General features: G+C 50.7%; 19 protein-coding genes. 8 read left to right on the top strand and 11 right to left on the bottom strand.

All coding sequences use genetic code 11. The features are described 5' to 3' along the window. Positions 1-8: 8 nt before the first annotated feature. From AM329_RS19435 to AM329_RS19415, 5 genes are all read right to left on the bottom strand, one after another. On the bottom strand, positions 9-1,565 hold the full coding sequence (locus AM329_RS19435; protein ID WP_001324699.1) for a TnsD family Tn7-like transposition protein: 1,557 nt from the start codon (positions 1,563-1,565) through the stop codon (positions 9-11). Between the two features lie 40 nt (positions 1,566-1,605). Next, positions 1,606-3,054 carry an ATP-binding protein gene (locus AM329_RS19430; protein ID WP_001049180.1) on the bottom strand — a complete coding sequence of 483 codons (1,449 nt, stop codon included), beginning with the start codon at positions 3,052-3,054 and terminating at the stop codon, positions 1,606-1,608. Beyond that, entirely contained in the window at positions 3,054-5,177 is a 2,124-nt protein-coding gene (locus AM329_RS19425) for a transposase (RefSeq protein WP_000351437.1), read from the bottom strand. Before AM329_RS19425 ends, AM329_RS19430 begins: the two co-directional genes overlap by 1 nt. Beyond that, positions 5,164-6,006 (bottom strand): TnsA endonuclease N-terminal domain-containing protein, encoded by an 843-nt coding sequence (locus tag AM329_RS19420; RefSeq protein WP_000090707.1) that lies wholly within the window; start codon positions 6,004-6,006, stop codon positions 5,164-5,166. The genes AM329_RS19425 and AM329_RS19420 overlap by 14 nt, the downstream gene beginning before the upstream one ends. A gap of 142 nt (positions 6,007-6,148) precedes the next feature. Beyond that, complete coding sequence (locus AM329_RS19415) at positions 6,149-7,351, bottom strand: NAD(P)/FAD-dependent oxidoreductase (protein WP_023304587.1); 1,203 nt, start codon at positions 7,349-7,351, stop codon at positions 6,149-6,151. Between the two features lie 228 nt (positions 7,352-7,579). Between AM329_RS19415 and pitA the strand changes: the two genes are divergently transcribed. Further along, complete coding sequence (pitA, locus tag AM329_RS19410) at positions 7,580-9,079, top strand: inorganic phosphate transporter PitA (protein WP_003861225.1); 1,500 nt, start codon at positions 7,580-7,582, stop codon at positions 9,077-9,079. 54 nt (positions 9,080-9,133) lie between these two features. On the opposite strand, the gene uspB is transcribed toward pitA, so the two are convergent. Beyond that, positions 9,134-9,469, bottom strand: coding sequence for a universal stress protein UspB (gene uspB / locus AM329_RS19405; RefSeq protein ID WP_003861224.1), 336 nt, complete (start codon positions 9,467-9,469; stop codon positions 9,134-9,136). Between the two features lie 283 nt (positions 9,470-9,752). Between uspB and uspA the strand changes: the two genes are divergently transcribed. Further along, a complete protein-coding gene (uspA, locus tag AM329_RS19400) occupies positions 9,753-10,190 on the top strand; it encodes a universal stress protein UspA (protein WP_003861223.1) in 438 nt (145 codons plus the stop codon). A gap of 95 nt (positions 10,191-10,285) precedes the next feature. Here the strand turns inward: uspA and rsmJ are convergent, their stop codons facing one another. After that, on the bottom strand, positions 10,286-11,038 hold the full coding sequence (gene rsmJ, locus AM329_RS19395) for a 16S rRNA (guanine(1516)-N(2))-methyltransferase RsmJ (RefSeq protein WP_032608084.1): 753 nt from the start codon (positions 11,036-11,038) through the stop codon (positions 10,286-10,288). Between the two features lie 7 nt (positions 11,039-11,045). Further along, a complete protein-coding gene (gene prlC, locus AM329_RS19390) occupies positions 11,046-13,088 on the bottom strand; it encodes an oligopeptidase A (protein WP_032608085.1) in 2,043 nt (680 codons plus the stop codon). A 206-nt stretch (positions 13,089-13,294) separates the two neighbouring features. Between prlC and AM329_RS19385 the strand changes: the two genes are divergently transcribed. The 4 genes from AM329_RS19385 (at position 13,295) to AM329_RS19370 (ending at position 17,910) form a co-directional block, all read left to right on the top strand. After that, a complete protein-coding gene (locus AM329_RS19385; RefSeq protein ID WP_003861217.1) occupies positions 13,295-14,137 on the top strand; it encodes a 23S rRNA (adenine(2030)-N(6))-methyltransferase RlmJ in 843 nt (280 codons plus the stop codon). A 70-nt stretch (positions 14,138-14,207) separates the two neighbouring features. After that, positions 14,208-15,560 carry a glutathione-disulfide reductase gene (gene gorA, locus AM329_RS19380; protein WP_003861215.1) on the top strand — a complete coding sequence of 451 codons (1,353 nt, stop codon included), beginning with the start codon at positions 14,208-14,210 and terminating at the stop codon, positions 15,558-15,560. Between the two features lie 171 nt (positions 15,561-15,731). Continuing rightward, positions 15,732-16,019, top strand: a complete 288-nt coding sequence (locus AM329_RS19375; protein ID WP_003861213.1) for a hypothetical protein — start codon at positions 15,732-15,734, stop codon at positions 16,017-16,019. Between the two features lie 241 nt (positions 16,020-16,260). Further along, positions 16,261-17,910: an alpha,alpha-trehalase gene (locus AM329_RS19370; protein ID WP_003861211.1), complete on the top strand. Its 1,650-nt coding sequence runs from the start codon at positions 16,261-16,263 to the stop codon at positions 17,908-17,910. Positions 17,911-17,957: 47 nt separating this feature from the next. On the opposite strand, the gene AM329_RS19365 is transcribed toward AM329_RS19370, so the two are convergent. Then, positions 17,958-19,544, bottom strand: coding sequence for an STY4199 family HEPN domain-containing protein (locus tag AM329_RS19365; RefSeq protein WP_032608086.1), 1,587 nt, complete (start codon positions 19,542-19,544; stop codon positions 17,958-17,960). Between the two features lie 146 nt (positions 19,545-19,690). Here AM329_RS19365 and AM329_RS19360 point away from each other — a divergent pair, with 146 nt between their 5' ends. Continuing rightward, a complete protein-coding gene (locus tag AM329_RS19360; RefSeq protein ID WP_003861207.1) occupies positions 19,691-20,224 on the top strand; it encodes a GNAT family N-acetyltransferase in 534 nt (177 codons plus the stop codon). Between the two features lie 77 nt (positions 20,225-20,301). Then, positions 20,302-20,640 carry a lysozyme gene (locus AM329_RS19355; RefSeq protein WP_003861206.1) on the top strand — a complete coding sequence of 113 codons (339 nt, stop codon included), beginning with the start codon at positions 20,302-20,304 and terminating at the stop codon, positions 20,638-20,640. Here the strand turns inward: AM329_RS19355 and AM329_RS19350 are convergent. Both AM329_RS19350 and AM329_RS19345 read right to left on the bottom strand, forming a co-directional pair. Then, complete coding sequence (locus AM329_RS19350) at positions 20,619-21,221, bottom strand: response regulator transcription factor (RefSeq protein ID WP_003861204.1); 603 nt, start codon at positions 21,219-21,221, stop codon at positions 20,619-20,621. The two genes, AM329_RS19355 and AM329_RS19350, sit on opposite strands and share 22 nt — an antisense overlap. Positions 21,222-21,395: 174 nt before the next feature. After that, the gene (locus tag AM329_RS19345) at positions 21,396-22,154 is read right to left on the bottom strand and encodes an SDR family NAD(P)-dependent oxidoreductase (protein ID WP_032608088.1); all 759 of its coding nucleotides are present in this window, start codon (positions 22,152-22,154) and stop codon (positions 21,396-21,398) included. Positions 22,155-22,217: the final 63 nt, after the last annotated feature.

Here is a 22,217-nt window from a genome sequence, read left to right as displayed (position 1 = left end):
ACTCCCTCTTATTTAATTAGTTCCATTTTTCTGAGAAGTATCATTGTCATTGGTAGTTTATCTCTGTATTTCAAAAGCCAGCCATGCCCTCCCAGTAAAGCATCTAGACTTGTAAGTGACATCGAGTACTGCCCCTGAGATAAAACATCATTTATTAATGATGATGAGATAATATCTCTCTCGCTCCAGTCTACTCTTTTATTTTTATAGCATCGTATTGTTTTAGGAAGACAGGAATTAAGCCAGTCACATTCATGTTTATTTAGCCAATAGAAACTTGCATAACAACTTTCTTTGACTAACTTTCGTGTTATAGAAACGGATTGATTATGTATAAATCTTAATATTTTCTGCTTATGACGCCGTCTTAAAGAATCTTTTTTACATTTTTTACGCCATGAGCATAAACCGTAACAAGATGAAATTACAGAGGATACAGCTCCTTCCGATAATGAGTTTTTCTCAGCTATGGATGCCAGACTAAACCCCCTTACAGCCATAGACTTGATAAGCAATTCAGTGAATATATTAATTTTTGTGTTTCGCTTAAACGCCCTCAGGTATTTTTTATAAATAAGTGTTTTAATGTAACATCTGCTGCGACTAAATTCCTTCCCAAGGTTGCTAACACTAGTATTATTTTCAACTATATGAAAACTGTATTTCTTATGACTTTTAAAGATTTCTTTCTTTTTATTAGTACGACTTCCTGCATACGTTGGCCAGCAAGTATTTAACAAACAATAACAAAGCAAAAGATGCTTTGTGGGATGCTGACAACATTTGTCTTTGAGTATAGGCTCCCAGTAATGATAATCAGTTAGGGATGTTGGTATAAGTCCCGATGAACCCTCCCCAAATAACTGGCACTTAGCATAAACATGTGCGTAGAATACATTTTTCTTTAAATTTCCATCCAATGATAATAAATTCAACTTTTTAAGTACATCCATGTAATTGGGGTGTGTAATATCTTTTCTTCTGATTATATTTAGGGACTCATAACAAAACTTAGCAAAATCGAAGTCTATCTCATTGCTAAGTTGTTCTGTATACGAAACAGGAGGCATCAGTCCAATACGTATGTGCGGTGAAGAAGGGACATGGATGCTTTCAAGCGCTACCGGATGCCGATGGCAGGTTGTAACCCCATGAAGCTGATGCGCCAGATGCCAATAAGTAACACCATAATGAAAAGTATCTTCACGAGCGCAAACCGGGCAAAACTTCAATAGTGTGCGCTGCCCTAGTGAAAAATTACTAAGGCGGCACAATCGATTAAGCCTGGCAGGGGTCGTGTTGAAATCCATAATTTCATTACGACTGATTGGTAGTGCCCAGGCAAAAAGAGGGAGTAAAGTCTGTTCATGCCAGAGCTGATCTGCACTTTCGGATGTATGAAGAGAAATAGCCTTTAATCCTGAATTGAGAATTGGATGGACGTTCATATCAGGTTTGTTGAAAATGATCGTTAACAGAGAAGATGGGGACATACCGTACACGGTAGTTGTCCGACAAAACCGGCTGAACAAGGATTCATCAGGCAAAACAGGCAACATTCTCATTTCCCACACCTCTCTTTGACCGTTACGAACTGTTACCTCATTACAATTTATTAAGTGGATCTATATTTATAAGCCCGCAACGCTGAAGAGCATCGTAGGTATTTTTCTTTTCAGCTGTTCTGTTGATAACAAGATCGTGGTCAAGAGACAGTATTTTCTCGTCGAAATTGCGCAAAACCTCGTCTATTTTTCCTACGAATTCCTTGTGCTGTGGCCTGTCTATATCCCCAGGGATCAAAGACTTTAGGGACTTCTCTGCCATGATTTTAGCCGAAGCATCACCCTCATTAGATGCAGAGAGCCATTTAGCTTCCTCATCTTCAGTCGCGGCCCCCGGGAGTGGAGTATCCTTATATTCCTCCGTATGACTCACGAGTACCGGTACAGAGGCCGACAAGACTGCGCCAGTGATGATTTCATTGCCGCTACCGATAACCTTTAATTGTGCCCCCCGATAAATCATCTGAGCCAATCCAATATTGCCTTTAGATAAAATGAATAATTTTTCGTTTAACTCATCATTTAATGGAGTTTCAACATTTGTCCATTGTAATGGCCATAAATAATGAATAAACGATTGCCAGTCTTGTGAATCGTATCTAACATTCTTAATTTTCATGTAACCACCAGACTCTGCCCGCCTGGCAATTCTCATTTTCTTTGTCAGCGTCTCGTCAAAAGGATGATTTCCACAAAAAACCATAGATACCCCCATGGAATCTACAATTTCATGTAAAAAATCAATCAACTTACTCTCACCCCCGGTTCTTGAAAATTTAAGCCTCTGCATTTCATCAATAACAAGGATACCCAAAAATGATGATTTAATTCTTTGTGCAATCTGGCGAGCCAGAGCACCATTTCTAATCTCAGGTGTAGTTCGTTCAATACCAATTGCATCATCTAATTTTTGTAAAATCTCTTCACAAAGGTCTCTCACACTTGAATTGTATGGACAATTAATCTTTACCCATACAATTTGCTTACTGAAGCCGGGAAAAACTCCTTTATAGCTGCTGTGTTCTATAATCTGAGGGAAATGATCCATGACTTGCTCAATCATGGTAGTTTTTCCAGAACCACTCATTCCAACTATCGTAATAGTTTCAGCCTGGGATTTAAAATATCCACTTTCTGGCTCAATATCAGGACGCTCATTTCCATAGTAATGAAGATATTGAATTGTTCCGCTTTTTAAAGGATTACGAGCTGCATAGCTTTCCCTAAGTGCCCGTAAGATCATCTTATAAGCCTGGATAAGATTGGTTTGAGGGCAACGGAATTTCTTTATACGTTCGACATACTGCTCTCTAACATTCGCCGGGGCAGTCCAGCGGATTTTTTCGTCAATTTCGGGGAAATAACTCATTTCCAGAAGTACTTCATCTTCCGTAAGCGCTTCAGGAAGTGCTTCAATTAAGGGATTGCCACGATACTCAGGTAACTCCTGTTCTTTATATATCGCTGAAACGCGCCGTATAAGATTCATTATTCTGCGTCCTCAGTCTTCTTCTTACCTTTTAACCATCTTTGTTTCTCCTCCCGGCCAGGCAAAAGCAGAACATTACTGGATGAAGGAAGTAGGGGTTCAGATCTTCCATTAGCAACATGAGTTCGTCCTAATGAATCAAGTTCATTTTTCCTGTTCTTTTTAATATCTTTACCATGTACCCGGCGAGATTCGTATATTTCATTTAATCTTTCGTTACCTTTCCTGTTAAATTCATCTTTATTATTGATATTGCTGAGCGAATCCAGAGTAAATAAATTAATTTCTTTTTGAGTATCTACCCAATCAGCCATTACATCTGTATCAAGATGAGCTTTCCCTTTAAATACATCTCTTTTCTTAAGTAGGTAATGTTTTTTGAAAATGCTATTTTTGTCAAATCTTACATATATATAATCTACGCAATTGTCATCTATTCTTGCTTCACAAGTGGTTCTTCCAAATACTCTGACACCTGATGCAATTTCAGGATCACATTCATAAAAAAGATTATTGTACTGAATCCCACCGGCGGTAATGTTAGCGTTCACAGGGATTAACAATCGTGCGATCACTTCGTCGGCCCCAACGGCTCTTGCGCTGAATCTCCCGTGCTTTAAGCTTATCATCCAACTATTTTTTGGTGATATTACGAGATCATTTTCAATCAGTAAGGGATTGATATAAGCCAGTTCCTCATACGTTCTCTGATTATGTGCAAGTATCTCCCGAATCAGTAAAGACGTGACCTCCTGAATCGTTAAACAAGCCCTGGATTGCGGTGTTGGCTCTCCTTTAACAATCTTTCCCCTTCGTGTTGTTCCAATAAGCCTATGAATAACCTCATCATTCAGAATGCCGAAACAGCGTTCAACAATGCTTTTTCTGTCGCCTCTACCGACTGGCGCAAACTCAAGTTTTGTCAGGGGGGTCATCTCTTCCTGAGGTTTAAGACCAATCATCTCCCCGTTGTCACACATCAATGTTAATGGAATGTGAGAACAAGGCCAATCATCATCAGTAATAGAGATTCCAAATAATCTACAATATTCTTTTTTTGGCATAAAGCAATTTGCTAACGCTTGTCGGGCGGCTCGCCATGAAGCATGGTATAAAGAAACATGAAGGCCAACAATCATTCTTGTTGCACGATCCACCACTGTATAAATAGTAGGACGCCCAATGACTTTTCGTCTGTTTAAACTCGAAATAAGATGTACATCAGCGACAGTTGAGTCTATTTCGAAAACATCACCCGGCAAAACAGTTGTATTAGCCACACTACCTAAAAGCGCCCGCATTTTGAGGTCTATTTCTTTTTTCGTGTTCTTCTTATTTATCGAGAAATCTTTAGTGAAGAGTTTTTTATTCCAGTATGAAAATTGTTTTAAAGAAGGAACATATGGAGCTCTATTTTCTAGGTTTGCTGTTTTAATTTCATCCCTAAAATACAAATCAATATGTCTCTCTAATGTTTTCTTTATCGTATCTCCGTTAACTTTATAATGATACGTAATGAGAGATTTTCTAATATTATTTATATCTCTTTCATTAAGAATGAAAACACGTGATCGTTCATTAGGTAATGCTCTGTTTTTTTTGGAATTCCCAAGTTTAATTTCATGTTTGATTCTACTTTTCCCAGCGGCGCCACAGTTCGAGAATGCGGGTAGCAATGCATAAATATCCTGCCCATGTCGCCAATACAACGCCAGAAGCGTTCTGATAGTATATTGTGATATTTTTTTATTTCTTGAGTAATCCATTAAAAGGTGCGACTTTTTATGTAATGCATAGTCGAACAGAAACATTCTGTCATCTACAAGATCTTTAATGATATTGTAATTTTCATCTCGCCTTCCTCTGTCTTTATCTGTTAATTCTTTCTCATCTACTAACATATATGAAGGATATATATAATCTTTACAAGTTATGCTATTTGATTCAATATAATATTTAAACATTGAAAATGAGAAAGGGATTGGCTTACCCGTTCTTTCTGATTTTATTTTAAACAAAATTAACAAATCGACCTTTCTGTCAAAATCCAAAACACGGTAAAGTCCCTCTGCAAGCAAATCAGTGCCTTGAGAGAGCCAGACTGAATTCCTAATAATATCCATTTGCGTTCAGTCCTATATAGTGGTCATTGGAAATTATCTTTATCAGACCGGTTTCGAGTATTGGATATGATAAATCAACATTTATCATTTTTAATCCAATCATTGCCTGCAATAACATCATCGCTTCTTGTGCATCTACCCCAAAGATTGATGAAATCATTGCACGTAGTCCTACTATGGGATAAACATCTGGTTTAAGCTTCCATAGGATTTTATCAAGAGGATATTTATCATAAAATTCAGAACCATCTCTTAATACAGAAGTAGCCCAGCAAATGTTTTTACCGACGACGTTATTGAGTTCCGAGCCAACATAAATTTGAAACTCAACATCAATCAACTGCCAAAACATCCTCTCTATTTCAAGTTTTTGGGCTTCGCGTTCAGGTATGCTCTCGTTATGTTTTACTGCTATAGCTTTGTATCGAAGTCCGCCTTCAGGAGTTCTCAAGGTCAGTAAAAAATCGGTTGTCATAACATTCAGAACTTCGACAGGTACTCCTCTTACTCCCCTCACCATAGGATGTTGAAAATGTAGATGATTTGCTATTTGTTGGGTAAGCCGGAGAGGAAAGAGTGGGAATTGTTCCCGGATATCAATCACCGAGTCATTAAACTCAGCCAGATAGAAAAAGTTACTTTCGACAGAAGAAAGGAGATGATGGTTTCGAAACGTCTTAAGGCCAAAGACTATCGAACGGTTTCCACGGGATTTAACGTCCTGAGCTCTAAGCCAGGGCTGATAACTTTGGCCATAGCCCACTCCTATGCCGTCACCTAGCGCATTTTCATAATCCAAATAGGATTTGAGACGCCTACCCCTAGCCATGATCGTACCCTAAAAACGACATTGATACGTACCTATATGTGTATTTTATAGTCTCCAACCCTATAACCACACATTCAGTAAGTATACAACATTAGCGTCGTTTTTTGAGAATGGTTACAACTTTAGTGCTTTGTGTACAACTTTATTGTCCTCGGACATCAGCCAGCGCTTGCGCGCATGCCCAGGCACTGGCCCACGCCCACTGGAAGTTATACCCGCCGAGCCAGCCGGTCACGTCCATCACTTCACCAATGAAATAAAGACCCGGCACGTTGCGGGCTTCCATCGTGCGGGATGAGAGTTCGTTTGTATCCACGCCGCCCAGCGTCACTTCCGCCGTGCGGTAGCCTTCGGTGCCGTTTGGCTGTACGCGCCAGTTCGTCAGCGTCTCCACCAGCGTTTCCTGCTCGCGGCTGTTGAGCTGCTTGAGCGCAACATCCGGAATTTGCCCTAACACCTGCAAGCACTCCACGAGACGCTTCGGCAACTGCATCGCCAGGGTATTTTTCAGGCTTTGATTCGGGTGCGCGGCGCGTTGCTCGTTGAGGAAGGCGTCCAGATCGCAGTCCGGCACCAGGTTTACGGAGACAAACTCCCCCGGCTGCCAGTAGCTGGAGATCTGCAATACCGCCGGCCCCGAGAGTCCACGATGGGTAAAGAGCAGGTTTTCGCGGAACACCGTGCCGTCTTCGGCCGTAATGACCGACGGTACAGACACGCCGGAGAGTGTCTGAAGCTGCTCCAGCAGCGGCTTATGCAGCGTGAACGGTACCAGCCCGGCGCGGGTGGGCAGTACCTTCAGGCCAAACTGCTCGGCAATTTTATAGCCGAACGGTGAGGCGCCCAGCCCCGGCATCGAGAGGCCGCCGCTGGCGATCACCAGGTTATCGGCGCTGACGGTCTCACCGTTGAGTTGCAGCGTGTAGCCCTGCTCGTCACGGGCGACGTCCAGCACTTCGGTGCGCAATCGCATTACTACGCCGCCTTTCTCGCACTCGGCCACCAGCATATCAACGATTTGTTGCGCGGAGTCGTCGCAGAACAGCTGTCCCAGCGTCTTCTCATGCCACGCGATACCGTGTTTACCCACCAGTTCGATAAAATCCCACTGGGTATAGCGCGCCAGCGCAGATTTGCAAAAATGGCGGTTCTGGCTCAAATAGGCCGCAGGCTCGACATAAAGATTAGTAAAGTTGCAGCGCCCACCGCCAGACATCAGGATCTTGCGGCCAGGCTTTTTTCCGTTATCCAGCAGCAGCACGCGACGACCCGCTTGTCCGGCCATCGCCGCACAAAACATACCCGCCGCACCGGCGCCAATAACTACGGCATCAAACCTTTCCACGTCAAAATCCTCTTCGTTAACTGCCGCGGATTGTAAAGTTTCCTCAGTGGTCGCACCAGCGTAAAAAGATATTACAAAGCCATTTCATTGATATTTAAAGATTATCCTTTCAGGCACATTTCTCAAATCAGGTGGTATGTCAAAAAAAGTCTATATTTCACTTTGCCCGTTGCGCATTTGTCCTGGATAATGCGCCGCGTTCATGTCCTCAAAATGGCGTAACGTCCTATGCTACATTTGTTTGCCGGCCTGGATTTACATACCGGGCTTTTATTATTGCTTGCTCTGGTTTTTGTGCTGTTTTACGAAGCGATCAACGGCTTCCACGACACTGCAAACGCAGTAGCAACGGTTATCTACACTCGCGCAATGCGATCGCAGCTTGCGGTTGTTATGGCGGCGGTATTTAACTTTTTTGGTGTCCTCCTGGGCGGACTGAGCGTTGCGTATGCCATTGTGCATATGCTGCCAACGGATCTGCTGCTTAACGTGAGTTCCGGTCATGGCCTGGCCATGGTGTTCTCTATGCTGCTTGCTGCGATTATCTGGAACCTCGGTACCTGGTATTTCGGCCTGCCGGCATCCAGCTCTCACACCCTCATCGGCGCGATTATCGGTATCGGGTTAACCAATGCCCTGATGACCGGGACCTCCGTCGTTGATGCGCTGAATATCCCGAAAGTTCTCGGCATTTTCGGCTCTCTGATCATCTCCCCTATCGTCGGTCTGGTGGTGGCGGGTGGCTTGATTTTCATCCTGCGTCGCTACTGGAGCAACACGAAAAAACGTGCGCGTATCCACCTGACGCCAGCAGAGCGTGAGAAGAAAGACGGCAAGAAAAAGCCGCCGTTCTGGACGCGTATCGCGCTGATCATTTCCGCTATCGGCGTCGCCTTCTCTCATGGCGCGAACGATGGTCAGAAAGGTATCGGCCTGGTGATGCTGGTTCTGATTGGCGTCGCACCGGCGGGCTTCGTGGTTAACATGAACGCCTCCGGTTACGAAATCACCCGTACCCGTGATGCGGTAAACAACGTTGAGACTTACTTCCAGCAGCATCCTGATTTGCTGAAGAAAGCGACCGGCGTGGACCAGCTGATTCCTTCTCCGGAGTCAGGCGCAACGACGGCACCGGGCGAGTTCCATTGCCATCCGGCAAACGCGATTAACGCGCTGGAACGTGCGAAAGGCATGCTGGCCGATATCGAAAGCTATGACAAACTGGCTGTTGAACAGCGTGGTCAGCTGCGTCGCATCATGCTCTGTATCTCCGACGTGACCGATAAAGTCGCGAAGCTGCCAGAGGTTAATGCTGACGACCAACGTCTGCTGAAGAAACTGAAAGGCGATATGCTCAATACCATTGAGTACGCGCCAATCTGGATCATCATGGCGGTCGCGCTGGCGCTGGGTATCGGTACGATGATTGGCTGGCGTCGTGTGGCGACCACCATCGGCGAGAAGATCGGTAAGAAAGGCATGACCTATGCGCAGGGTATGTCCGCGCAGATGACGGCAGCGGTATCTATCGGTCTGGCGAGTTACACCGGTATGCCAGTCTCCACCACCCACGTACTCTCTTCGTCCGTGGCAGGTACAATGATTGTTGACGGCGGCGGTTTGCAGCGTAAAACCGTGACCAACATCCTGATGGCCTGGGTGTTCACCCTCCCGGCGTCCATCCTGCTGTCTGGCGGTCTGTACTGGATTTCGCTGAAGCTGATTTAATCGGCTGAAGGCGACAAAAAAGCGGGTCAGGAAACTGGCCCGCTTTTTTTATGCTCAGTGCCAAATCATCAGCGCAATCATACTCACCACAACCAGACCACAGAGGGCGCTGGTCAAAATGAACTGACGACGCAGGCGCTCGCAGCGACGGATAAACTCTTCATCGTGGTGATCGCGGTAGCGTTGGTAGTAGATATACCCCACCAGACGCATCTGCTTGCTGGGCTGTCCGTGCGAGGTGAAGAACCCTCCACCGTCCACATACTGATAAAGCAACGGATCGCAACCACGAAGTACCACTAACAGCGCACGTAACGATGAGAAGTAGCGCGCCATATTCACTATGCAAACCACGCATAACGCCCAAAACAATGCGACGGTGCTAATCATACATCCTCCCCGGCGTCCGCCCACGAAGCAAGGCTCCTGAGCTACCGCACCCCAATGCCCTGACAGACAGTTCAGTGAAAGAATGACCAAAAGTCGATCCGGTTCGCGTTTTAATATCCGAACGGCTCATTAAATAGTGTAGGAGATCCGTTAATTTTTTTGCCACAAGGTTAATCGTTATCAACACCAAAGCTTGAAAAATATGTTTAACTGGGCCGTAATGAAAGCATCAGACGACGGCTTTCCCATTTAGTCATCGATAACTTAAGGAAGGAGTAACACTATGGCTTACAAACACATTCTTATCGCGGTAGACCTCTCCCCGGAGAGTAAAGTGCTGGTTGATAAAGCAGTATCCATGGCACGTCCCTACAACGCGAAAGTTTCGCTGATTCACGTTGATGTGAATTACTCCGACCTCTACACCGGTCTGATCGACGTGAATCTCGGCGATATGCAGAAACGCATCTCCGAAGAGACTCACCACGCGCTGAGCGAGCTTTCTACCAACGCGGGCTATCCGATCACTGAAACCTTAAGCGGTAGCGGCGATCTGGGCCAGGTGCTGGTTGATGCGATTAAGAAATACGATATGGACCTGGTGGTATGTGGTCACCATCAGGACTTCTGGAGCAAACTGATGTCTTCCGCGCGCCAGCTGATTAACACCGTTCACGTGGATATGCTGATTGTTCCACTGCGTGACGAAGAAGACGAGTAAGTGCGTTAAATTCCCCTCACTAACCCTCTCCCAAAGGGAGAGGGAATAGATCGAGGATGTAGGCCGGGTAAGGCGAAGCCGCCACCCGGCTTTTTCTATTCCGGCGTACCCGAATAAATATCAAACCGGTGCCCTTTCGTGGTCACCGCGTTAGTGGTCGCAACGTCCGCCAGCGGCGGCGCATAGTCCGGCCGCTTCACCACCACACGCTTCGTCGCCAGCTGACGAGCCGGTTCCAGCAGGCCATCGGCATCTAAATCCGGCCCCACCAGCGACTGAAACACCCGCATCTCTTTCTTCACCAGCGCGCTTTTCTGCTTATGCGGGAACATGGGGTCGAGATAAACCACCTGCGGGCGCGGGGTGATGTCGGTGAGCGCCGTCAGGCTGGAGGCATGAATAAGTTGTAAACGTTCCTGTAACCACGGGCCGATTTCCGGGTCCTCATAGCCCCGCGTCAGCCCGTCGTCGAGCAGCGCGGCGACAACCGGATTACGCTCCAGCATCCGCACCCGGCAGCCCACCGAGGCCAGCACAAACGCATCGCGCCCCAGCCCCGCCGTGGCGTCCACCACGTCCGGAAGATAGCTCCCTTTAATGCCAACCGCCTTGGCCACCGCTTCGCCGCGACCGCCGCCGAACTTACGCCGGTGCGCCATCGCGCCGCCGACAAAATCGACAAAAATCCCGCCAAGCTTTGGCTCATCGCGCTTGCGCAGCTCCAGATGTTCCGGCGTCATCACCAGCGCCATCAGGTTGTCTTCATCATGTTCCAGCCCCCAGCGGGCCGCCAGAACAGATAAGGCGCCGTCCCCGGCGCCTGTTTCATTTACTAAGCAGATCTTCACGTAGCAATCAGCCTTTGATTCCGTAATGCTCCAGCATCGCATCCAGCTGCGGCTCGCGGCCACGGAAGCGTTTGAACAGCTCCATAGGCTCTTCTGAACCGCCGCGGGTCAGGATGTTGTCGAGGAACGACTGACCGGTTTCGCGGTTGAAAATCCCCTCTTCTTCGAAGCGCGAGAAGGCATCCGCCGCCAGCACGTCGGCCCACAGGTAGCTGTAGTAGCCTGCGGCGTACCCGCCTGCGAAGATATGGCTGAACGCGTGCGGGAAGCGTCCCCAGGTTGGCCCTGGAATAACGGCAACCTGCTTTTTAATCTCAGCCAGGGTTTCGAGGATTTTCGCCCCCTGCTCCGGGCTGAACTCGGCGTGCAGGCGGAAGTCGAACAGGCCGAACTCCAGCTGGCGCAGGATAAACATCGCCGCCTGGTAGTTTTTCGCTGCCAGCATTTTATCCAGCAGTTCTTTCGGCAGCGGTTCACCCGTTTCGTAATGACCGGAGATAAACGCCAGCGCGTCCGGCTCCCAGCACCAGTTTTCCATAAACTGGCTAGGCAGCTCGACCGCATCCCATGGCACACCGCTGATACCGGCGACGCCAGCGGTTTCGATGCGGGTCAGCATGTGGTGCAGGCCGTGACCGAACTCGTGGAACAGGGTGATCACTTCATCGTGGGTAAACAGCGCAGGTTTGCCGCTCACCGGACGGTTGAAGTTACAGGTCAGGTAGGCGACCGGTTTTTGCAGGGAACCATCCGCTTTACGCATCTGGCCCACGCAATCGTCCATCCACGCCCCGCCGCGCTTGTTCTCACGCGCGTAGAGATCGAGGTAGAAGCTGCCGCGCAGTTCGTTTTTATCGTCATACAGCTCAAAGAAGCGCACGTCCGGATGCCAGACGTCGATGTCGGTACGCTCTTTCGCGGTAATGCCGTAGATGCGTTTCACCACCTCGAACAGGCCGTTAACGGCTTTGTTTTCCGGGAAGTACGGACGCAGTTGTTCGTCGCTGATGCTGTAGAGATGCTGTTTCTGTTTTTCGCTGTAGTACGCGATATCCCACGGCTGAAGCTCGTCTACGCCGAACTCCGCTTTCGCAAAGGCGCGCAGCTGAGCCAGTTCTTTTTCACCCTGAGGACGGGCGCGTTTCGCCAGATCGGTCAGGAAGTCGAGCACCTGCTGTGGGTTCTCGGCCATTTTGGTGGCGAGGGATTTATCCGCGTAGCTGTCGAAGCCCAGCAGCTGTGCCAGCTCGTGGCGCAGGGCGAGGATCTCCGCCATGACCGGGCTGTTGTCCCATTTACCCGCGTTCGGGCCCTGATCGGAGGCGCGGGTGCTGTAGGCGCGGTACATCTCTTCGCGCAGGGCCTGGTTGTCACAGTAGGTCATCACCGGCAGATAGCTTGGGATATCCAGCGTTAACAGGAAGCCTTCCTGCTCTTTCGCTTCGGCCTGGGCTTTTGCCGCCGCCAGCGCGCTTTCCGGCATGCCCGCCAGTTCAGATTCATCGGTAATCAGCTTCGTCCAGCCCATGGTGGCGTCGAGGACGTTGTTGCTGTACTGATTACCCAGCTCGGACAGGCGCGCAGCGATTTCACCATAGCGAACCTGTTTTTCTTTTGGCAGGCCAATCCCGGACAGTTCGAAATCACGCAGGGCGTTATCGACCGATTTTTTCTGCGCCGTGTTCAGTTCGGCATAGTGGTCGCCGTCGCGCAGGTCGCGGTAGGCTTTGTAGAGCCCCTCATGCTGGCCGACCCAGGTGCTGTACTCAGAGAGCAGCGGCAGGGTTTGCTCGTAGGCTTCGCGCAGCTCCGGGCTGTTTTTTACCGAGTTCAGGTGGCTCACCGGGGAGAAGATGCGCCCCAGCACGTCGTCCACTTCGGCCAGCGGCTGACACAGATTTTCCCAGGTGTACGGCCCGCCCTGCGCGACCACGCTTTCTACCGCCGCGCGGCAGTTGTCCAGCGATTGCGTAACCGCTGGAACCACATGCTCAGGGAGGATTTTAGAAAACGGTGGCAACGAAAAAGGCGTCAGTAATGGATTGGTCATAAACGCTGTCCTGTTGAAATAGGTGAATGAAGCGCGCATCCGGCGCTGTGCATATTGTTCAGTAATGGGGTTAAGTGTAGAGGATTTCAATGCCAGACGTGGGGGAAAAGAGCCCGGTGGCGCTGCGCTTACCGGGCCTGCGGGTAATCTGTGCCGTTCTGCTGTAAACTGTGGCAAATCGTCAATTCAGCGGAATATCATTACCCATGCTCAGTTATCGCCACAGCTTCCACGCAGGCAACCACGCCGACGTCCTCAAACACACCGTTCAGAGCCTGATCATCGAATCGCTTAAAGAAAAGGATAAACCGTTCCTTTATCTGGACACCCACGCGGGCGCGGGCCGTTATCAGCTGAGCGGCGAGCATGCCGAGCGTACCGGTGAATATCTGGAAGGGATTGCGCGTATCTGGCAGCAGGACGATCTGCCTGCCGAGCTGGAGCCGTACATTGGCGTGGTGAATCACTTTAACCGCAACGGCCAGTTGCGTTACTACCCTGGCTCCCCGCTGATTGCCCGCCAGCTGCTGCGCGAGCAGGACAGCATCCAGTTAACCGAGCTGCACCCGAGCGACTTCCCGCTGCTGCGTTCTGAGTTTCAGAAAGATAACCGCGCCCGCGTGGACAAAGCCGATGGCTACCAGCAGCTGAAAGCCAAACTGCCGCCGGTTTCCCGTCGCGGCCTGGTGCTAATTGACCCACCGTACGAAATCAAAACCGACTATCAGGCGGTGGTGACCGGCATTAACGAAGGTTACAAACGCTTTGCGACCGGCACCTATGCTCTGTGGTATCCGGTAGTGCTGCGCGCGCAAATTAAACGCATGATCAAAGACCTCGAAGCGACGGGCATTCGCAAAATCCTGCAAATTGAGCTGGCGGTGCGCCCTGACAGCGACCAGCGCGGCATGACCGCGTCTGGCATGATCGTCATTAACCCGCCGTGGAAGCTCGAAGCACAGATGAACAACGTGCTGCCGTGGCTGCACAAAACGCTGGTGCCAGCCGGTACGGGTCACGCCACCGTGAGCTGGATCGTGCCGGAGTAATCGCAGCCATCGGTGGAAACTATTGATTTCAGGTATACAATCGCGGCAATTCACGATTAAGGACAACGCTATGACTAAGCATTATGACTACATCGCAATCGGCGGCGGCAGCGGCGGCATCGCCTCCATCAACCGTGCAGCCATGTACGGCCAGAAGTGTGCGCTGATTGAAGCCAAAGAACTCGGCGGCACCTGCGTGAACGTGGGTTGTGTACCGAAGAAAGTGATGTGGCATGCCGCGCAAATCCGTGAAGCTATCCATATGTATGGCCCGGACTACGGCTTTGACACCACCATCAACCACTTCGACTGGGATAAACTGATCGCCAGCCGTACCGCCTACATCGACCGTATTCACACCTCGTACGATAACGTGCTGGGCAAGAATAACGTCGACGTGATCCGCGGCTTTGCCCGTTTCGTGGATGCGAAGACGATCGAAGTGAACGGCGAGACGATCACCGCCGATCACATCCTGATCGCCACCGGCGGCCGTCCGAGCCACCCGCACATTCCGGGCGCGGAATACGGTATCGACTCCGACGGGTTCTTCGAGCTGCCTGCTCTGCCAGAACGCGTTGCCATTGTGGGCGCAGGTTACATCGCGGTTGAACTGGCCGGCGTGATTAACGGCCTGGGGGCGGAAGCGCACCTGTTCGTGCGTAAACACGCGCCGCTGCGCAGCTTTGACCCGCTGATCGTCGACACGCTGGTCGAGGTGATGAACGCCGAAGGCCCAACCCTGCACACCAACGCCGTGCCAAAAGCGGTGGTGAAAAATGCGGACGGTAGCCTGACGCTGGAGCTGGAAGATGGCCGCAGCCAGACCGTTGACTGCCTGATCTGGGCGATTGGCCGTGAACCGGCCACCGACAACTTCAACCTGGCCGCAACCGGGGTGAAAACCAATGAAAAAGGCTACATTGTCGTTGATAAATTCCAGAACACCAGCGTACCGGGCATTTATGCCGTCGGTGATAACACCGGTGCCGTAGAGCTGACGCCGGTTGCCGTGGCGGCGGGGCGTCGTCTTTCCGAGCGTCTGTTTAACAACAAGCCGGACGAACATCTGGATTACAGCAACATTCCGACCGTGGTCTTCAGCCACCCGCCAATCGGTACCGTCGGCTTAACCGAGCCGCAGGCGCGTGAGCAGTACGGCGATGATCAGGTGAAAGTGTATAAATCGGCGTTTACCGCGATGTATACCGCGGTCACCTCGCACCGTCAGCCGTGCCGCATGAAGCTGGTCTGCGTGGGCCCGGAAGAGAAGATCGTCGGCATCCACGGCATTGGCTTCGGCATGGACGAGATCCTGCAAGGCTTCGCGGTGGCGCTGAAGATGGGCGCAACGAAGAAAGACTTCGATAACACCGTGGCAATCCACCCGACTGCGGCGGAAGAATTTGTGACCATGCGCTGATCGGTCTGATCCGCAACAAAACCGGCCAACTGGCCGGTTTTTTTATGCCCTGGGCAGGTAAACCCAACGGGTGCACAAACGGTAACAAAATAACCCGCTACCCGCGGTGGAATTAACTAATCTTAGAAAGCGCTACGCGTTCGCCTGTTACTACGGAAAAAGATTAGAGATATGAAAATGCACGTAAAGATCACCGCAAAATTGATGGCCAAAATGCACCTTGTTCTCGCGCTGGTATGGGCGATACTGACTATTCCTACCCTGCTGTGGTGGAAAAACAGCATTCTGTGGGTGTCGTTAATGAGCATTTACGCCATCGTGATTTCCCATCTGGCTGCGTACAGCGCCGCCCATGCAGAAAAAGCGGCCAGCAAGGCGATGGATAAAAGCGAAGGCGCCAGTCAGAAAGCCAATCAAACCGCCAACAGCCTTCAAGGCAATGCGCGTCAGGCACATTAATCCCTGCGTAAATGCAGAATACCGAATGCTCTGAATTTTATTCCTGCTCTGTTTCCAAAGATTCTGATTTAATGATTTCATAATCAAAGGGATATCTGATTTTCAGCGTGTTTAAATCCATTTTGAAAGCGTGATCTACCGCACACTTCGCACCGCATTAACCGAAGCGAATGTCTACGCTTAAAAGATAGCCGGGAAAAACCCGTATTTGTTACGACAAAAACCGGAGGTCCTGAACACCATGTTCAACCAGAAACTACAGACTGCCGAGGATATCGAGTTCGATATTGCAGAAGAGCTGCGCTATGAAACCGATCCCTGTGAGTTAAAACTGGATGAGATGATCGAGGCAGAGCCGGAACCGGAAATGATTGAAGGGCTGCCGGCGTCCGATGCCCTTACGCCCGCTGACCGCTACCTTGAACTGTTTGAACACGTCCAGTCGTCGCGGCTGTTTGCGGACAGCAAAACCTTTCCCGACTGCGCGCCGAAGATGGATCCGCTGGATATTTTGATCCGCTATCGCAAGGTGCGTCGCCACCGTGATTTTGACCTGGCGCGCTTTGTAGAGAATCACTTCTGGCTACCGGAGGACTACAGCAAAGAGTACGTCTCTGATCCCGGCCTGTCCCTGAAAGAACATATCGATAATCTGTGGCCGGTGCTGACGCGCGAGCCGCAGGATCACATCCCGTGGTCGTCGCTGCTGGCGCTGCCGCAGGCCTATATTGTGCCCGGCGGGCGATTCAGCGAGACCTACTACTGGGACTCTTACTTCTCCATGCTGGGGCTGGCAGAAAGCGGTCGTAACGATCTGCTGAAATGTATGGCCGATAACTTCGCCTGGCTGATTGAGCGCTACGGCCATATCCCGAACGGCAACCGCACCTACTATCTCAGCCGCTCCCAGCCGCCCGTTTTTGCCCTGATGGTGGAGCTGTTTGAAGAGGACGGCGTGCGCGGGGCGAAGCGCTATCTTGAGCACCTCAAGATGGAGTACGCCTTCTGGATGGACGGGGCGGAATCGCTGCTGCTCAATCAGGCCTATCGCAGTGCGGTTCGTATGCCGGATGGCTCATTGCTCAACCGTTACTGGGACGATCGCGATACGCCGCGGGATGAATCGTGGATTGAGGACGTTGAAACTGCCCGTCATTCTGGTCGTCCGCCGAACGAGGTGTACCGTGACCTGCGTGCCGGGGCAGCCTCAGGATGGGATTACTCATCCCGCTGGCTGCGCGATCCTGCGCGGCTGGCCAGCATCCGCACAACACAATTTATCCCCATCGATTTGAACGCATTCCTGTTCAAACTGGAGAGCGCTATCGCCAACATCTCCGCGTCGAAAGGGGATAAAGAGACGGCTGATCTGTTCCGCCAGAAAGCCAGCGACCGGCGCGCGGCGGTAAACCGCTATCTGTGGGACGAAGAGAACGGCTGTTATCGTGATTACGACTGGCGGCGTGAAGCCCTGGCGCTGTTCTCTGCGGCCAGCATTGTGCCGCTGTATGTGGGCATGGCGACGCATGAGCAGGCTGAACGGTTGTCCGATGCCGTTAAAGCCCGTCTGCTCACGCCGGGCGGTATTCTTGCCACCGAATATGAAACCGGGGAGCAGTGGGATAAGCCGAACGGCTGGGCGCCGCTCCAGTGGATGGCGATCCAGGGGTTCAAGCAGTACGGCAACGACTCGCTGGGAGATGAGATCGCCTGGAGCTGGCTGCACACGGTGAACCATTACTACAAAACCCATCATAAGCTGATTGAGAAGTACCACATCGCCAGCAGCACGCCACGCGAAGGTGGCGGGGGGGAGTATCCGTTGCAGGATGGCTTCGGCTGGACGAATGGCGTGGTGCGGCGGTTGATTGGGTTATATGGTGAACCTTGAGCCTTGCCCCTTACCCTAACCCTCTCCCCTGAGGGGAGAGGGAAAAGTTAACGAATCACCTCATAAATGGCAGTCTGGATGGACTGCCATTTTTTTGTGCTGGCATCGGGCTGCGTCTTCGCGCGGCGCGTTGCCATATCGGCGTCGTGCTGCTGGCGTTTCACCACCGCAGGGACGGTACAGAATGCTTTCAGGTACTGCTTACGCATAGGCGTCAGCGATTCCCCGTTCGCCATCGCATGGCTAAGCGTATTAATAAAGCGTCGGCAGGGCTTTTGCTCTGTCATTTGCAGGCGGTAGCGCAACATTACTTCCAGCACATCGTCGTAGCCTGCCGACAACGCCTCCTCCGTCCATGACATTTTCCAGTCCATCCCGCCCTGCAAAAACAGGAGCGCCACCCGGGTATCGTTGCGGCTAATCGCTGAACGGAAGTTGTTTTCATCCCAGGTGACACCCATCCGCGTCAGCGTTTCTCGCGAGGAAGGCGTTTCGCGCATCTCCTGCACCGGTGCGGGAGATGCCGTACTGGCCACAGCCGGCTGCGGTTTACTGCTGTTCATCAGCCAGAATCCCCCCACGACAATCGCGATAACCATCACGCCAACCGCTCCCCACAGCACGCCGGAAATCAGCTGTTCGCACTGCTCTGGCGTACGCGTGGCACGCTGAGTCGGTTTTTCTATACTGTCGCGCACTTCAAAAAGATCGCCGCCTGTGGTGCGGTCCATTTTTTGCGCCTTTTCCCAGAACGCGTGCAGCTCGCTTTCGTCCACCGCCATCAGCGCCGCCGGGTTAACGCGTGTCCGCCCTTCCTCAAACGCGCGCTGAACGGAGCGGGTGATCTGCGTGTAATAGCAGTCGAGCAGCTGGATTTGCGCTCCGCTTAACGGCTGCTGCACGGTGATGCTGTTGCGGATTTGTCGAATATCTTCGAGGAAGGTTTGCAGGGTTTTGCGGGGCTCTACCAGCAGCGTCAGCATGTCCGGGGCGTTAAACAGCGGCGCGTAGTAGCGGCTAAATTCTTTTTTATCCACCAGCAGCTGGGCCAGTTCGCTGAATAACATGCCGCTCAGAACATCATTAATTTCACCGTTTTTCAGCCAGCGACGCACGCGTTCAGCGTTAAACAACGTCTTAAGATGATTATTCAGCCGCACCGGATCGGGCCACGCCTGCTGTATCAGCCCTTTAATCATCAGCTCAATGGCACGCACCTGTTTCTGCGCCTGAAGCTGGCTCTCCTTCTCTGGCACCCTCCCGGTTTCGTAGGTCAGGAGGGGCTGTTGCAGACGCAGATATTCAAGGGAGGTGACGAAGCGCATCGCCGCAATCAGCTGATTTTCGCTGACATCCTGCCCGCTTTCATACTGGGGAACACGCTGCTGAAGCAAGCGTAATTGCAGCGTAAAGGCCGTCATTTCCGCATCATTCAGGTTCAGCTTCCTGGCTACAGCGCCCCACCCGCCCAGCCCCAGGCGGGCGCTATCCAGTTGCTCCAGAAACCAGCGTGGATCTTTTCCTTCAGAAACATGTACATTCAACAGAAGTAAAATTTCAACAGACGCCTGACGGATCGCCGCCAGACAGTGTTCAAACTGTTCGCGGGTATGATGCGATGAGCTAATCATCATTGTTTTCCTTGAGAGACAATGAGTACCGCTAAAGCGGCATTAAAAGCCGTTTTTCTTTTTATTTATATGAGGTTAAACATACCTGACTTTCTGTTGAAATAAAGTGACAACCTTATAATCATTTGCAATGTCTCCGGAGGATCGTCATGCCCGCCTTAACCACCGCGCGTCTCACCTGCTCGCCGCTGCAAGAGCAAGACTGGCCCTTTTTTCTGTCGCTACAGCAAAATCCTGAGGTAATGCGTTTTGTCGCCCCTGCGCGTAGCGAGGCGGACATTCGGGAAGCCTTTGAGTCTCGTCTGTTGCCGTGGACGCCGGGCAGTTCGCACTGGCTCTGCCTTATGGTGCGTGAGACGGCCAGCCAGACGCCGCTGGGCGTAACCGGATATGTGCACCGGGAGGCAGATTGTGCTGAAGTCGGTTTTCTCTTTGCGCCTTCTGCGCAGGGGAAAGGTTACGGCTTTGAATCTCTGCGGGCTGTGTGTGATTTTGCGCTGACTCAGGGCAATATCCGTCGGCTCACCGCGACCGTGACGGCGGGAAATATCGCCTCCAGGCGACTGCTGGAAAAAACAGGTTTTCAGCTGGAAGGTGAGTTGCGCGAGAGTTATTTCCTTTCAGGGCAATGGCATAACGACTGGCTATTCGGTTTACTGAAAAAGGAATTCCCGTTCAGTTAAACCTGATCAACAGCCATTTGGCGGATATTTCCCCGGCGGCGTTTCCTCTATAGTCGCGTCATTAAGAGGAAACGCTTATGACGGGTTATGCAATGCAGATATCTTCTGCTGCAATCGCATTAATTAAAAAACAACAGGGTCTTTCCCTGGAGAAATACCGTGACGAAAAGGGAATATGGGTTATTGGTTATGGTCACGTAATTCGCCAGTGGGAAAAATTTAACGGTCTCATCACGCCGACTGAGGCGGAGAATTTGCTTTGTAATGATATTCAATTATGTGAGGCGCTGCTGCGGGAAATGAACAAACGCCCATTAACCCAACAGCAGCATGACGCACTGATATTAACCCTCTTCAGTTTTGGGGAAGAGTCCCCTCTGCCAGAGAAGATCCTTCAGGCCGTCGCCCGGGTGTAGTACATCGCGGCTTGCGTCCGGTTTTTGACATCAAGACGCCGGAAAAGCGTCTCAAGATGGGCTTTTACCGTTGCCGCACTGATATTGAGATTACGTCCAATCTCTTTATTGGACTCTCCGGCCGCCAGTAACTTCAATACCTCACGCTGGCGCTCGCTTAACACTGCCAGTTCATCCTGAGAGGTGTGCTGCTTCAGCCACTCGCCGGGAAAACAGACCATTCCTCGCGATACAGAATCCAGCACTGCGGAAAAGCGTTCGGGATTCGCATTGCGGGGAATTATCGCCACCACGTTGCGCTGAAACATTTGCTCAACCCAACGCCGCTCTTTTTTCGTTAACACCAACACCACGCGCGACGTTGGAAAGCGATCCATAATCTCTTCCAGTAAAGCCACACCATTATCACGAATTAAATACCCATCTATCATGACGATAGCGGAGGGTGACGCGGATAATTGCGCCCATAATTCATCAGTCTGACGAGTTCCTGTCATATCTATTTTCGGAATTAACTTCTGCAAACTATACATCGCTCCATGAATAAATAATGACTGCCTGTCAAACATGATTACTCGCATCGTTTTACTCCTCTGAGAATAGCGAAGGGGGATTCTACAGAGGCATTTTTTAAGAAAAAACTCAATGAATGGAGAGGTTACAAATCACCCAGCTCTCTTTATATCTTCCAGCATTTAGACATACCTGTTTTAAGGATTTCCTTAAGAGGGTTCCTTCCCCCTTAAGACTGAACATTACAGAAACATACCGCCTGAAACTTCAATACGTTGCGCATTCATCCAGCCCAGTTTGTCACTGAGCAACGCCGCAATGGCGTCACCAATATCATCGGGCAGGCCCACGCGTCCCAGCGCTGTCTGCGAGGCCAGCAGCTGGTTAAGCTCCGCATTATCCCGCACTCGCCCGCCCCCAAAGTCGGTTTCAATCGCGCCGGGCGCGATGATATTGACGGAAATTCCGCGCGCGCCAAGCTCTTTTGCCTGATAGCGGGTCAGCACCTCCATCGCCCCTTTCATTGCCGCGTAGGTTCCTGAACCGGGCTGAGTAAAACGGGCCAGTCCGCTGGAGACGTTCAGGATCCGCCCTCCGTCTTTTATGAGCGGCAGCAGCTGTTGCGTGAGGAAAAACGGCCCTTTGAAGTGAATGTTCAGCGCATCATCAAACTGCGCCTCGGTCGTCTCGGTATAGGGTGCGTATAACCCTGTACCTGCGTTGTTCACTAAATAGTCAAAAGTGTCACGTTGCCAGACGTGTTTAAGGGTATCTTTCACCTTTTGAGCAAAGCGCGAAAAGCTTGCCGTATCGCCGACGTTAAGCTGCAATGCTGCCGCTTTTCCGCCTTTTCCCTCGATTTCGCGCACAACTTCCTGCGCCTCCTGCTGGCTGTTGTTCCAGGTGAGGATAATGCCTGTCCCTTCCGCGGCCAGCTTCAAAACGGCATTTTTACCCAGGCCGCGGCTACCGCCCGTCACTAAAGCAATACGTTCACTCATAATTCACCTCGTTTCGGCTGTGATGAAGATTGAGAAAGAGCTTATTAGATGGTAGAAAATCAA

The organism is Enterobacter cloacae complex sp. AR_0002, from assembly GCF_001922365.1.
GTDB classification, from domain to species: domain Bacteria; phylum Pseudomonadota; class Gammaproteobacteria; order Enterobacterales; family Enterobacteriaceae; genus Enterobacter; species Enterobacter hormaechei_C.
Note: the sequence above shows the minus strand (reverse complement) of the source record. Positions and strands in the feature narration are given on the sequence as shown.

Coding starts and splice junctions, on each gene's coding strand:
- AM329_RS19435 (WP_001324699.1), bottom strand. CDS start 1,565: ATGAGAATGTTGCCTGTTTTGCCTGATGAATCCTTGTTCAGCCGGTTT.
- AM329_RS19430 (WP_001049180.1), bottom strand. CDS start 3,054: ATGAATCTTATACGGCGCGTTTCAGCGATATATAAAGAACAGGAGTTA.
- AM329_RS19425 (WP_000351437.1), bottom strand. CDS start 5,177: ATGGATATTATTAGGAATTCAGTCTGGCTCTCTCAAGGCACTGATTTG.
- AM329_RS19420 (WP_000090707.1), bottom strand. CDS start 6,006: ATGGCTAGGGGTAGGCGTCTCAAATCCTATTTGGATTATGAAAATGCG.
- pitA (WP_003861225.1), top strand. CDS start 7,580: ATGCTACATTTGTTTGCCGGCCTGGATTTACATACCGGGCTTTTATTA.
- uspB (WP_003861224.1), bottom strand. CDS start 9,469: ATGATTAGCACCGTCGCATTGTTTTGGGCGTTATGCGTGGTTTGCATA.
- uspA (WP_003861223.1), top strand. CDS start 9,753: ATGGCTTACAAACACATTCTTATCGCGGTAGACCTCTCCCCGGAGAGT.
- prlC (WP_032608085.1), bottom strand. CDS start 13,088: ATGACCAATCCATTACTGACGCCTTTTTCGTTGCCACCGTTTTCTAAA.
- AM329_RS19385 (WP_003861217.1), top strand. CDS start 13,295: ATGCTCAGTTATCGCCACAGCTTCCACGCAGGCAACCACGCCGACGTC.
- gorA (WP_003861215.1), top strand. CDS start 14,208: ATGACTAAGCATTATGACTACATCGCAATCGGCGGCGGCAGCGGCGGC.
- AM329_RS19375 (WP_003861213.1), top strand. CDS start 15,732: ATGAAAATGCACGTAAAGATCACCGCAAAATTGATGGCCAAAATGCAC.
- AM329_RS19370 (WP_003861211.1), top strand. CDS start 16,261: ATGTTCAACCAGAAACTACAGACTGCCGAGGATATCGAGTTCGATATT.
- AM329_RS19365 (WP_032608086.1), bottom strand. CDS start 19,544: ATGATGATTAGCTCATCGCATCATACCCGCGAACAGTTTGAACACTGT.
- AM329_RS19360 (WP_003861207.1), top strand. CDS start 19,691: ATGCCCGCCTTAACCACCGCGCGTCTCACCTGCTCGCCGCTGCAAGAG.
- AM329_RS19355 (WP_003861206.1), top strand. CDS start 20,302: ATGACGGGTTATGCAATGCAGATATCTTCTGCTGCAATCGCATTAATT.
- AM329_RS19350 (WP_003861204.1), bottom strand. CDS start 21,221: ATGCGAGTAATCATGTTTGACAGGCAGTCATTATTTATTCATGGAGCG.
- AM329_RS19345 (WP_032608088.1), bottom strand. CDS start 22,154: ATGAGTGAACGTATTGCTTTAGTGACGGGCGGTAGCCGCGGCCTGGGT.